The 11790-nt window shown below is 73.1% G+C and carries 11 protein-coding genes; 8 read left to right on the forward strand and 3 right to left on the reverse strand.

Annotated elements, in window-relative coordinates; translation table 11 throughout:
• Positions 1 to 27: 27 nt before the first annotated feature.
• A complete protein-coding gene (locus tag DWV08_RS03450; protein WP_241237310.1) occupies positions 28 to 600 on the reverse strand; it encodes a GNAT family N-acetyltransferase in 573 nt (190 codons plus the stop codon).
• Positions 601 to 811: 211 nt separating this feature from the next.
• Between DWV08_RS03450 and gcvT the strand changes: the two genes are divergently transcribed.
• The 8 genes from gcvT to DWV08_RS03490 all read left to right on the forward strand — a co-directional run bounded on the left by gcvT (position 812) and on the right by DWV08_RS03490 (position 10620).
• Complete coding sequence (gcvT, locus tag DWV08_RS03455) at positions 812 to 1945, forward strand: glycine cleavage system aminomethyltransferase GcvT (RefSeq protein ID WP_115412530.1); 1134 nt, start codon at positions 812 to 814, stop codon at positions 1943 to 1945.
• Between the two features lie 54 nt (positions 1946 to 1999).
• The gene (gene gcvH, locus DWV08_RS03460; protein WP_115412531.1) at positions 2000 to 2371 is read left to right on the forward strand and encodes a glycine cleavage system protein GcvH; all 372 of its coding nucleotides are present in this window, start codon (positions 2000 to 2002) and stop codon (positions 2369 to 2371) included.
• A gap of 98 nt (positions 2372 to 2469) precedes the next feature.
• Complete coding sequence (gcvP, locus tag DWV08_RS03465) at positions 2470 to 5418, forward strand: aminomethyl-transferring glycine dehydrogenase (RefSeq protein WP_115412532.1); 2949 nt, start codon at positions 2470 to 2472, stop codon at positions 5416 to 5418.
• A gap of 126 nt (positions 5419 to 5544) precedes the next feature.
• Positions 5545 to 6756 (forward strand): cobalamin-independent methionine synthase II family protein, encoded by a 1212-nt coding sequence (locus DWV08_RS03470; RefSeq protein WP_115412533.1) that lies wholly within the window; start codon positions 5545 to 5547, stop codon positions 6754 to 6756.
• Positions 6757 to 6834: 78 nt separating this feature from the next.
• The gene (locus tag DWV08_RS03475; protein ID WP_115414892.1) at positions 6835 to 7980 is read left to right on the forward strand and encodes a glycosyltransferase family 4 protein; all 1146 of its coding nucleotides are present in this window, start codon (positions 6835 to 6837) and stop codon (positions 7978 to 7980) included.
• Positions 7981 to 8140: 160 nt separating this feature from the next.
• Positions 8141 to 8884, forward strand: coding sequence for a gamma-glutamyl-gamma-aminobutyrate hydrolase family protein (locus tag DWV08_RS03480; RefSeq protein ID WP_115412534.1), 744 nt, complete (start codon positions 8141 to 8143; stop codon positions 8882 to 8884).
• Positions 8885 to 8950: 66 nt separating this feature from the next.
• Positions 8951 to 9208, forward strand: coding sequence for a hypothetical protein (locus DWV08_RS03485; protein ID WP_115412535.1), 258 nt, complete (start codon positions 8951 to 8953; stop codon positions 9206 to 9208).
• Between the two features lie 149 nt (positions 9209 to 9357).
• A complete protein-coding gene (locus tag DWV08_RS03490; protein ID WP_115412536.1) occupies positions 9358 to 10620 on the forward strand; it encodes an MFS transporter in 1263 nt (420 codons plus the stop codon).
• Between the two features lie 106 nt (positions 10621 to 10726).
• Here DWV08_RS03490 and DWV08_RS03495 read toward each other — a convergent pair whose 3' ends face one another.
• Both DWV08_RS03495 and DWV08_RS03500 read right to left on the reverse strand, forming a co-directional pair.
• Entirely contained in the window at positions 10727 to 11362 is a 636-nt protein-coding gene (locus DWV08_RS03495) for an L-threonylcarbamoyladenylate synthase (RefSeq protein ID WP_115412537.1), read from the reverse strand.
• Positions 11363 to 11412: 50 nt separating this feature from the next.
• Complete coding sequence (locus DWV08_RS03500) at positions 11413 to 11778, reverse strand: DUF952 domain-containing protein (protein ID WP_115412538.1); 366 nt, start codon at positions 11776 to 11778, stop codon at positions 11413 to 11415.
• Between the last annotated feature and the right edge of the window lie 12 nt (positions 11779 to 11790).

The following is an 11790-nucleotide window of genomic DNA, read 5'->3' on the forward strand; positions in this document are numbered from 1 at the left end:
TGTGCCCGCCTCGCCGCCGCGCCCTGCTCAGCGCCGTGTGGGCGGGGGCGGATCCGCGGAGGTCTGCAGGCTCTGCCCGTACTCGGGCAGCGGCTCGCGTAGGGAGCGCTCCATCAGCAGCTGCTGGGTGCCGAACTCCTCGAGCCCGCGTCGCACCGTGAAGCCGAGCCGGCGCAGCAGCGCCACGCTGCGCTTGTTGCGGGTCTGGCTGACGGCGATCACCTGCTCATCGTCCAGGGCGTCGCGCGCCCAGGCCAGCAGGGCGATGCAGGACTCCGCCGCATACCCCCGGCCCGTCCACTCGGGCAGCAGCGCGTAGGAGAGCTCGAGCTCTCCGCGGTCATGGTCCAGAGTGATCGAGCCGATCATGGTGTCGTCCTCGGCGAGGGCCAGCACCCAGCGCCCCCAGGTGAGGCCCAGCGGGGAGAGCTCCAGCGCCTGACGGGAGGCGTAGTCCACGGCCCCGCCCAGGTACTCCCGGGTGACAGGGTCGGTCATCAGGCGGATCAGCGCCGTGCGGTCGGCATCGCCCGGCGGCCGGATCACCAGCCGCGGGCTGTGGATCCGTACCGGCCATTCGGTGGTGCCTTCGGTCGTCACCCGGCCCACGGTACAAGGTCCGGTGCCGTCCTCCCCGGGACTCCCGCGGCCTCGCTCCACGAGCGCGGCGACCCGTCCGCGCGGGGGCGGCGCGGACGGTATGGTGAAGCCGCGGCACGACGAGGTGTCGCCCCTCGCGGCGCGTCACCCCGTGCCGTGGGATGCAGAGCGCGGGGCCGATCCCCCGCCGCCGGAACAGCAGAGGAGCACCATGGTCGATCAGGACCTGCGCAGCACCGCCCTCGAGGCGGTCCACGAGGACCTCGGGGCCACGTTCACCGACTTCGCGGGATGGCGGATGCCGGTCCGGTACGACTCGGACCTCGCCGAGCACCGCGCCGTGCGCACCAGCGCCGGGATGTTCGACCTCAGCCACATGGGGGAGGTGCACCTGCGCGGCCCGGAGGCCGGCGCCGCGCTCGACAACGCGCTCGCCGGGAAGATGTCAGCGATGTCGGTGGGCCGGGCGAAGTACTCGCTGCTGCTCACCGAGGACGGCGGCGTCATCGACGACGTCATCACCTACCGCCTGGCCGAGGAGCACTTCCTGGTGGTGCCCAACGCCGCGAACGTCGCGCCCGACGTGGCCGCGCTCACCGAGCGTGCCGCGGGCTACGACGTCGAGGTGGACGACGCCTCCGCCCGCACCGCGCTGATCGCGGTGCAGGGACCGGCCGCCGAGGAGATCCTGCTCGACGCCCTGCGCGGCGAGGGGTCCCCGATCGCTGGCCTCGCCGCCGAGGACATCACCTCGATGCGGAACTACCGCGCGGCGGCCGGCACGTTCGCGGGCGAGGAGCTGCTGGTGGCGCGCACCGGGTACACCGGCGAGGACGGCTTCGAGCTGTACGTCCCCTCCGCGCAGGCGCCCGCGCTGTGGGAGCTGCTGGCCGCGGCCGGCGGGAACCGCCTGGTCCCCTGCGGCCTCGCCTGCCGCGACACCCTCCGCCTCGAGGCCGGGATGCCGCTGTACGGCAACGAGCTCGGCCGTGACCTGCATCCGGCCCAGGCCGGCATGGCCCGGGTGGTGGCGCTGTCGGCCAAGGAGGACTTCGTGGGCCGCGCCGGCGTCGAGGCCGTCGACACCGCCTCCCTGCCCGTGCTGGTGGGCCTCGTGGCCGAGGGTCGTCGCGCGGCCCGTGCCGGTGCCGCCGTGCGCGACGCCGACGGGGCCGAGATCGGCACCGTCACCTCGGGGGCGCTGTCCCCGACGCTCGGCCACCCGATCGCGATGGCGTACGTCGCGCCCGCCGCGAGCGACGTCGGCACCGGGCTGGTGGTCGACGTGCGCGGCAAGGACCTGCCCGTCCGCGTCGTCCCGATGCCCTTCTACCGTCGCGGCTGATCCCGCCGCACCGGATCCCCCACACCCCCACCCCTCCGAGGAAGGACCGATCCCATGTCCGCAGAGCTCCTGTACAGCAAGGACCACGAGTGGGTCCGCGTCGAGTCCGACGGCGTGGCCGTCGTCGGCGTGACCGACTACGCCGCCGAGCAGCTCGGCGACGTCGTCTACGTCGACCTGCCCGATGTCGACGACGAGATCACCGCCGGCAGCGAGATGGGCGAGATCGAGTCGACCAAGTCGGTCTCCGATCTCTTCTCCCCGCTGGACGGCACCGTCACCGAGGTCAACCAGGCCGTGGTCGACGCTCCCGAGCTGGTCAACTCCTCGCCCTTCGAGGAGGGCTGGCTGCTGCGCGTCCGCTTCGAGTCGCTGCCCGAGGACCTGCTCAGCGCCGAGGACTACGCCGCCTTCACCCAGTCCTGATCGCCCTCGGGGCGGACGCCGCGGCGGCCGCCCCGTCGGCGCCGCCGCGCCGACCCACCCTCCTCCCGACCGCACGCAACAGCCAGGGGCGCCCCTTCATGACCGCATCGTCTGCGCACGCACACGACTCCTTCGTCCGCCGCCACGTCGGCACCGATCCCGACGCGCAGCGTCACATGCTCGAGGTCCTGGGCCACGACTCCCTGGACGACATGCTCCGGGCGGCCGTGCCCGGCACGATCCTGCTGGACGCGGAGTCCGGCGACGGCGCCCGCAGCGCCGCCTCCGCCGTGCCGGAGGGGATCACCGAGCCCGCGGCGCTCGCCGAGCTGCGCGGGCTCGCCGCGCGCAACACGGTGCGCCGCTCCTTGATCGGGCTGGGCTACCACGGCACCCACACCCCCGCCGTGATCCAGCGCAACGTGCTGGAGAACCCCGCCTGGTACACCGCGTACACCCCGTACCAGCCGGAGATCTCCCAGGGCCGCCTCGAGGCGCTGCTCACCTTCCAGACCATGATCTGCGACCTCACCGGGATGGACCTCTCCAACGCGTCCACCCTGGACGAGGCCACCTCCGCGGCCGAGGCGATGCTGATGGCCCGCCGCGCCGTGAAGCGCAACGGCAACGTGTTCCTCGTCGACGCGGACGCCCTCCCCGCCACCAAGGCGGTGCTGCAGGGCCGCGCGGACGGCCTCGGCATCGAGCTGCGCGAGGTCGACTTCCGCACCGAGGGCGTGCCCGAGGGCGAGTACTTCGGCGCCCTGGTGCAGTACCCCGGCGCCTCCGGCCGGGTGTGGGATCCGCGGGACGTGCTCGCCGAGGTGCGGTCCACCAAGGCGGTCGCCGTGGTCGCGGCGGACCTCCTGGCCCTGACGATGCTCGCCTCCCCGGGCTCCCTGGGCGCGGACATCACCGTCGGCTCCTCCCAGCGCTTCGGCGTGCCGCTCGGCTTCGGCGGCCCGCACGCCGGCTTCGTCGCCGTGCGCAAGGGGCTCGAGCGGCAGCTGCCCGGGCGCCTGGTGGGCGTCTCCAAGGACGCCGACGGCAACCCCGCCTACCGCCTCTCGCTGCAGACGCGCGAGCAGCACATCCGCCGCGAGAAGGCCACCAGCGCGATCACCACCGCGCAGGTGCTGCTCGCGGTGATGGCCGCGATGTACGCCGTCTACCACGGCCCGGACGGGCTCACCCGGATCGGCCGCACCGTCGCCGACCGCACCGCGGCCCTCGCCGACCTGCTGCGCCGCAGCGGCTTCTCGCTGGTCTCGGAGAGCTTCTTCGACACCCTCGAGGTGCGCGCCACCGGCACGGCCGCGGATCTCGCCGCCTCGCTCGCCGAGGCCGGGTACCTGGTGCACACGGTCGGCGACGACATCGTCCACCTCTCCCTGGACGAGACCGTCACCGCCGAGGACCTCACGGCGATCGCCGCGGCCTTCGCGCCGCACGCGCCCACCCCGGGCGAGGAGCTCGCCGAGGCCTCCTCCGGCCACGGCTGGGACGCGCTGGTGCGCGAGGACCCCTTCCTCCAGCACCCGGTGTTCACGTCCTTCCACTCCGAGACCGCGATGATGCGCTACCTGCGCCGTCTCGCCGATCGCGACTTCGCGCTGGACCGCGGCATGATCCCGCTGGGCTCGTGCACGATGAAGCTCAACGCCGCCACCGAGATGGCGGGCGTGACCTGGGCGGAGTTCAACGCGCTGCATCCCTTCGCTCCCCGCGAGGACGTGGAGGGCTACCTCGAGATGATCGATCAGCTGGAGACCTGGCTGGCGGATCTCACCGGGTATGACACGGTCTCGCTGCAGCCCAACGCGGGCTCCCAGGGCGAGTTCGCCGGGCTGCTCGCGATCCGCGCCTACCACGCCTCCCGCGGGGAGAGCGGCCGCGACATCTGCCTGGTGCCGAGCTCGGCGCACGGCACCAACGCCGCCAGCGCCGTGATCGCCGGCCTGCGGGTGGTGGTGGTCGCCTCCGACGCGCGCGGCAACATCGATCTCGACGACCTGAAGCAGAAGATCAAGGATCACGGCGACGAGCTCGCCGCGATCATGATCACCTACCCCTCCACCCACGGCGTCTACGAGGAGGAGGTGCGCACCGTCTGCCAGCTGGTCCACGACGCCGGCGGGCAGGTGTACGTCGACGGCGCGAACCTCAACGCGCTGCTGCAGGTGGCGCGTCCCGGCGAGTTCGGCGGTGACGTCTCCCACCTGAACCTCCACAAGACCTTCTGCATCCCGCACGGCGGCGGCGGTCCCGGCGTGGGCCCGGTCGCCGCGAAGGCGCACCTGGCGCCCTTCCTGCCCGGCCACCCCGCCATGCAGCGCGACGAGCACCCGGTGGCCGGCCAGGGCGCACGCTCCCACGGCGGGCCGCCCGTCTCCCAGGCGCCCTACGGCTCCCCGTCGATCCTGCCGATCACCTGGACGTACATCCGCCTGATGGGCCCGGACGGGCTGCGCCACGCGACCGCCTCCGCGGTGCTGGCCGCGAACTACATGGCGCGCCGCCTCTCGGAGTCCTACGAGATCCTCTACACCGGCGAGAACGGGCTGGTCGCCCACGAGTGCATCGTGGATCTGCGCCCCTTCACCGCCCGCACCGGGATCACGGTGGACGACGTCGCCAAGCGGCTCATCGACTACGGCTTCCATGCCCCCACGATGTCCTTCCCCGTGGCGGGCACGCTGATGGTGGAGCCGACGGAGTCCGAGGACCTCGCCGAGATCGACCGCTTCGTGGACGCGATGCTGATGATCGCGAAGGAGGCCGAGGAGGTCGTGGCCGGGACCTGGCCCGCGGAGGACAACCCGCTGGTGAACTCCCCGCACACCGCGGCCTCGATCGCGACGGGGGAGTGGACCCACCCGTACTCGCGCGAGGTCGCCGTGTACCCCGGCAGCTGGACCGCGCTCGAGGACGACTCCGTCCACGACAGCGCGCAGATGCGCATCCAGTCGAAGTACTGGCCGCCGGTGCGGCGCGTCGAGCAGGCCTACGGGGACCGCAACCTGGTCCCCACCTGGCCGCGCGACTGAGCGCCAGCGCCGTGTGAGGACGGGGCCGCCCCGGGAGCCCGGGGCGGCCCCGTCGTGCCTGCGGGCGTGTGAACGGGGATGGCCGCCGACTTCGGCGACGGCACCCGGGCCGCTTACCCTCGAGTCATGACGCAGATCCTCACCACCCACGCCGGCTCCCTCCCGCGCACCCCGGAGCTGATCGAGGCCAACGCCGCCCGCCCCGTCGGCGAGGACGGCCTCACCCCCGCCCCCACCGAGGAGTTCCGCGAGGTGCTGCGCCGCGCCGTGGTGGACGTGGTGGCCCGTCAGCGGGAGATCGGCATCTCGCTGCCCAACGACGGCGAGTACGGGCACCTGATGGGCTCGGCCGTGAACTACGGCGCCTGGTGGTCGTACATCTTCGACCGGGTGAGCGGCCTGGAGATCACCGGCAGCGACCACTTCTCCGCCGAGCCGGTGCGCTCCTCTCCCGGGGACGTGCGCCTGACCACCTTCCCGGACCGTCGCGACTGGACGCTCTTCGCCGAGGCGTACCAGGACCCCACCTCGGGCATCACCGTGGGCTCCCAGCCCACCTTCCCGGCGGCGACCGCGGAGATCGCCTACTCCGCCACGGGGCGGGAGCTGGTCGCCCAGGACATCGCCAACGTGCGCGCCGCGCTCGACGCGGCCGGCTACGAGCACGGCTTCCTCAACTCCCTCTCGCCCGGCTCCGGCAGCCGCATCACCGACGACCACTACGGCGACGTGGACGCCTTCCTCGACGCCTGGGTGGAGGTGATGCGCCCCGAGTACGAGGCGATCGCCGCCGCCGGGCTCACCGTGCAGGTCGACGATCCCTCGATCGCCGAGAACTTCGACCAGATCAACCCCGAGCCCAGCATCGAGGACTACCTCGAGTTCACCCGGAAGCGGGTGGACGCGGTCAACCGCGCCCTGGTGAATGTGCCCGCCGCGCAGACCCGCTTCCACCTGTGCTGGGGCTCCTGGCACGGCCCCCACGCCACCGACATCGAGTTCCGCCACCTGGCACCGCTGCTGCTGGAGATCGACGCGACGTACTACTCCTTCGAGGCCGCGAACGTGCGCCACGAGCACGAGTGGACGGTGTGGCAGGACCTCGAGCTGCCGGAGGACAAGGTGCTCGTGCCCGGGATCGTCTCCCACGCCACCAACGTCGTGGAGCATCCCGAGCTGGTGGCGCAGCGGCTCGAGCGCTTCGCACGCCTGGTGGGTCCCGAGCGCGTGATCGGCTCCACCGACTGCGGGCTGGGCGGGCGCCTCCATCCGCAGATCGCCTGGGCGAAGCTCGAGTCCCTGGTCGAGGGGGCGGCGCTGGCGTCCGCGCGCCTCTGAGGGCAGGACCCCAAGAGTTCACCGGAGCATCATCCGCCCGTGACGCGCTCGTCCCCCGCGCGGCGCATCATCGGGGGCGTGAGGATCCTCTTCGTCTCCGAATCGTTCCTTCCGCACATGAACGGCGTCACCAACTCGGTGCTCCGGGTGGTCGATCACTTCGCCGCCGCCGGTGACGACCTGGGCATCATCGCCCCCGCCTGGCCCGGCGCCGAGAAGCACCTGCGCACCTCCTGCGGCCGACGGGTGCGGGTGCGCCGCATCGCCTCGGCCCCGATGCCCGGCTATGCCGAGGTGCGCATCGCCGCCACCAGCGCCGCGGCGCTGCGGCGGCGCATCGACGACTTCCAGCCCGACGTCATCCACCTCGCCTCGCCGATGGTGCTGGGAGGCCGTGCCGTGGTCGCGGCGCAGAAGCTCGGCATCCCCACCGTCGCCGTCTACCAGACGGACATCCCCGGCTACACGGCCCGCTACGGGATGCCGTTCCTGGAGAGCGCCTCCTGGCAGCTGCTGCGGGACGTCCACAACCGTGCCACCGTGAACCTCGCGCCCTCCCGCGCGACCGGCGACCAGATGCGCGCCCACGGCATCGAGCGCGTGGACCTGTGGCGGCGCGGCGTGGACACCTCGCTGTTCTCCCCGGCGCTGCGCAGCGAGGCGCTGCGTGCCCGCTACGCCCGCCCCGAGGAGCGGCTGGTGGTGTACGTGGGCCGGCTCGCTGCGGAGAAGCAGGTGGAGGATCTCAAGGTCATCCACGACATGCCGGGGGTGCGCCTGCTGATCGTGGGGGACGGTCCGGAGAAGGAGGCGCTGCGCCGGCTGATGCCGCGCGCCCGCTTCGCAGGATTCCGCACCGGGACCGACCTCGCCGCCCACCTCGCCAGCGCGGACCTGTTCATCCACCCCGGCGAGCTGGAGACCTTCGGGCAGACGATCCAGGAGGCGATGGCCTCCGGACTGCCGGTGATCGCGCCGCGCCGCGGGGGACCGGTGGACCTGGTCGCCCCCAGCCGCACCGGCTGGCTGTACACGCCGGGCATGCTCGACGAGCTGCGAGGCGGCGCGAGCGACCTGCTGTTCGACGACGCCAAGCGGCGGGCGTTCGGGCGGGCCGCCGAGGAGTCCGTGCGCAAGCGCACCTGGCCGGTGCTGGCCGAGCAGCTGCGCGGCTTCTACCGGCAGGCCATGCGCGAGCACGGGCGGATCCGCGCCGCGCACTGAGCGCCCCTGGCGCGGCGGCGCGGCCTCGTCGATCGGGCTCCCGCCGCGGCCCGTCACATTCCGCCACACTTCTCGCCCCTGCCCACACCGGTGGGGTGGACTGGGTCCCGTCGTCGACCGGCGGCCCGGCATCACTCTCCTCGGCGGAAAGGACAACATCATGGCGCAGCGCACTCGTCGCCCGCTCATCGGCGTGACCGCGGGGACCCGCACCATGATGTCCGGCGCCTGGGCGGGCCACGAGGCCGTGGTGGTCACCGAGCACTACGTGCGCGCCCTGCGCGAGGCCGGCGCACGCCCCGTGGTGATCGCCCCGCAGGACGAGTGGAGCGAGGAGGAGGTCGCCGAGCTCGACGGTCTCGTGCTCACCGGCGGCACCGATCTCGACCCCGCGGCCTGGGGCGAGGGGGCGCTGCCCACCGACATGACCCCGGACCCGCAGCGCGACGCCTTCGAGACCGCCCTGTACCGGGCCGCTCGTGCGGCCGGTGTGCCGGTGCTCGGCATCTGCCGCGGCCTGCAGATCATCGTGATCGCCGAGGGCGGTGCGCTGCACCGCCACCTCCCCGAGGACGTCCCCGCGCACCCCCGCACCGGCGAGGCGCCCACCCGGGTGGCGGTCGACATCGAGGCCGCCAGCGACCTGGGGCTCGCCCTGGGCACCCGCGCCGAGGTGACCGCCTTCCACCACCAGGGGATCCGGGACGTGGCCGGGGATCTGCGGATCGTCGCGCGCCACGCCAGCGGGCTCCCGCTCGCGGTGGAGGCCGCCACGGGCTCCAGCGTGGTGGGCGTGCAGTGGCACCCCGAGATCGCCGGCACCGGCGGGGAGGCCGTGTTCGAGAGCCTGCTCACGGCGATCCGTCATCGTGAGGTGTCCGAGCGGACCCGCTCGCTGGTCTAGGATGGGGCGTGATCGTCCGCGCCGCAGCGGCGGGCGAGGCGGAACCGAGTCGGAGGAAGAGGCAGCATGAGCAACCAGCATGTCGCGGACGGCGCCCGTGCCCAGGTGCACGAGGACGAGAACGTGACCTCGAAGGGCAACAACGGCCTCCTCTCGGTCGTGCTGTTCGTGGTGCTGTTCGGCCTCTTCGCCGGCGGCCTGTACGTGATGGGGCTGGTCTCCATGGACGAGCCGTCCGTGGGCCTGTTCGTCGGCGGGCTCGGCATGTGCCTGCTCGCGCTGTACTGCACCTTCGACCTGGTGCCCCGCTTCCTGAACAAGTGAGCTCCTGCTGAGCTCCGCTCGTGCCCGGTGCCCTGCGGCGCCGGGCACGCGTGCGTCCCGGGGGCCGCAGGCAGGGTCGGAGGCCGGCCCCCGAAGGAATCTGACCAGTGGGTGGAGTTCGCGGTGGACATGCCCCACAATGGTGACCCGTGAACGCTCACGCATCGTCGCCTGACGCCGCCCCCGCTCCCGTCCCCCTCGAGGTGCGCCGGGCCCGCTGGGCCGTCTCCCTGATCTTCTTCCTCAACGGTGCCTCCTTCTGCGCGATCCTGCCGCGCTACCCGGAGCTGGTGGAGTCCATCGGGCTGAGCAACACCGCCTTCGGTCTCGCCGTGGGGCTGGGGCCGGTCGGAGGGCTGCTCTCCGGGCTGTTCGCCGCACGGCTGATGTCCCGCTGGGGCTCGGCACGCGTGGCCGTGGTGGTGCAGGTGATCGCCTCCACCTCTCACCTGCTGGTCTACCTCGCCGGCTCCTGGGCGTGGCTCGCGCTCTCGCTGGGACTGGCGATGGCCGCCGACGCCCTCACCGACATCGCCATGAACGCCCACGGGATGCGGGTGGAGCGCCGCTATCGACGCTCGATCATGAACAGCTACCACGGGTGGTGGTCCCTCGGCGCGGTCACGGGCGGCCTGCTGGGCGCGGCCGGCGCCCAGGCGGGCCTGCCGCTGTGGGCCCAGGGCCTGCTCTCGCTGCTGGTGTGCGGCGCCCTGGCCATCGGCTCCGCGCGCTTCCTGCTGCCCGGTCACGACGCGACCGAGCGCACCGTCACCGCCGCGCCCGCCGCCGCCTCCGCGGCCGACATCCCCGGCACGGCCGCCCCGTCCGGGATCAGGATCGCGGGCATGGGGCTGCGCGCCCTCGGGCTCGTCACCGCGCTGGGGATGATCCTCGTGTTCGCGGGCTCCACCGAGGACGCCGGGAGCACCTGGGGCGCCCTGTTCATGCGCTCCACCTTCGACGCCGCGCCCTTCCTCGCCGGCCTCGCGTTCGTCGCGCTGCAGGGCGCGCAGACGGTGGGTCGCTTCACCGGCGATGCCGTGGTGGACCGCCTCGGCGACCGCACCACCGCCCGGCTCGGCGCCCTGGTGGGCATGGCGGGCATGAGCCTCGCGCTGCTGGTGCCCACCCCGGCCACCGCCCTGCTCGGCTTCGCCGCGGTGGGATGGGGCGTGGCCACGCTGTTCCCGGCCGCGTTCCGGGCGGCGGACGAGCTGCCGGGCGTCCCGCACGGGGTGGGCATCACCGTGGTGGGCTGGTTCGCCCGCCTGGGCTTCTTCGTCACCCCGCCGGTGGTCGGCGCGCTCGCCGATGCGCTGACGCTGCGGTACGCGCTGTGGATGGTGCCGATGTACGCCCTGGGGATCCTGCTGTTCTCGGGCGTGCTGAGCACCCGCCCTGCGAAGGCCTGATCCCTCCGGTCACCGCTCCCGTCGACGCGCCCTCTCCTCACGGGGCGCTCGTCTCGTCGCTCCGGCGCGCTCCGTCGCCGCCGGGAGGTGCCCGGCAGGTCCGTGCTCAGAAGCGGTCGACGTCCCCGGCGCCCTCGCGCGCGATCACGAGCTCGTCGCCGGAGAGGTCGAGCACGGTGGTGGGCTCGGTGCCCACCTCACCCGAATCGATGATCACGTCGACCTGCTCGTCCAGCCGCTCCTGCACCACCCATCCCTCGGTGGGCGACTCCTCCTCGCCGGGCATCAGCAGCGTGGAGGAGGCGACCGGGGCGCCCAGCGCCTCCACCAGCGCGTGCGCGACCCGGTGGTCCGGGATCCGCACGCCCACCGTGTTCTTCTTGGGGTGGGACATCTTCCTCGGCACCTCCCGCGTGGCGGGGAGGATCACGGTGTAGGGGCCCGGGGTGATGCTCTTGACCAGCCGGAAGGTGGGGTTCGAGACCAGCACGTACTGTCCGAGCTGCGCGAAGTCCGCACACACCAGCGTGAAGTGGTGGTCCTTGCCCACCTGGCGGATGCGGCGGATCCGCTCGAGCCCGTCGGCGTTCCCCAGCGCGCATCCCAGCGCGTAGCAGGAGTCGGTGGGGTAGGCGATCAGGCCGCCGTCCTCGAGCGCCCGGACCGCCTGCGCGATGAGGCGCGGCTGCGGATCCTCGGGATGGATGTCGAGGTAGGTCGCGGAATGCCGTGATCTGGCCATGCTCGATGGTACGCCCGGCCCTGGCGCGACGTCGACGGCGGCGCGGCCGCTCAGGCGACCACCACGAACTCGCGGCCGATCCACTTGGTGCGGCGCAGCCGCAGCACGGCGCCCACCGGCAGCGGGCCCTTCACGTGCGGGTAGCCTCGGCCCTTGCCGTCCACGTCCTCCTCGATGTCCACCGCGATCCCGGCGGCCTCCACCCGGGCCACGTCGATCTCGAGGATCACGAGGTCGTCGGGACGGTCGGGGTAGATGCGCTTGGCGACCTTGGAGACCTGCTCCGGCCAGGAGGCGTGGAGGAACCCCTCCTCGGCGAGGGAGCGGCCCCGCGTGGCCCGGGTGTAGGAGCCCGCCCGGACGGCCGCCTCCCAGGCGGACAGTTCGGTGATGTGCCAGATCAGGGGCGCAGGCATGAGCGGCAGTGT

This window comes from Brachybacterium saurashtrense (assembly GCF_003355475.1).
Classification (GTDB): Bacteria; Actinomycetota; Actinomycetes; order Actinomycetales; family Dermabacteraceae; genus Brachybacterium; species Brachybacterium saurashtrense.

Excerpts from the sequence above, each read along its gene's own strand:
- gcvT (WP_115412530.1), top strand. The coding sequence starts at position 812 with ATGGTCGATCAGGACCTGCGCAGCACCGCCCTCGAGGCGGTCCACGAG.
- gcvH (WP_115412531.1), top strand. The coding sequence starts at position 2,000 with ATGTCCGCAGAGCTCCTGTACAGCAAGGACCACGAGTGGGTCCGCGTC.
- gcvP (WP_115412532.1), top strand. The coding sequence starts at position 2,470 with ATGACCGCATCGTCTGCGCACGCACACGACTCCTTCGTCCGCCGCCAC.
- DWV08_RS03470 (WP_115412533.1), top strand. The coding sequence starts at position 5,545 with ATGACGCAGATCCTCACCACCCACGCCGGCTCCCTCCCGCGCACCCCG.
- DWV08_RS03480 (WP_115412534.1), top strand. The coding sequence starts at position 8,141 with ATGGCGCAGCGCACTCGTCGCCCGCTCATCGGCGTGACCGCGGGGACC.
- DWV08_RS03485 (WP_115412535.1), top strand. The coding sequence starts at position 8,951 with ATGAGCAACCAGCATGTCGCGGACGGCGCCCGTGCCCAGGTGCACGAG.
- DWV08_RS03495 (WP_115412537.1), bottom strand. The coding sequence starts at position 11,362 with ATGGCCAGATCACGGCATTCCGCGACCTACCTCGACATCCATCCCGAG.
- DWV08_RS03500 (WP_115412538.1), bottom strand. The coding sequence starts at position 11,778 with ATGCCTGCGCCCCTGATCTGGCACATCACCGAACTGTCCGCCTGGGAG.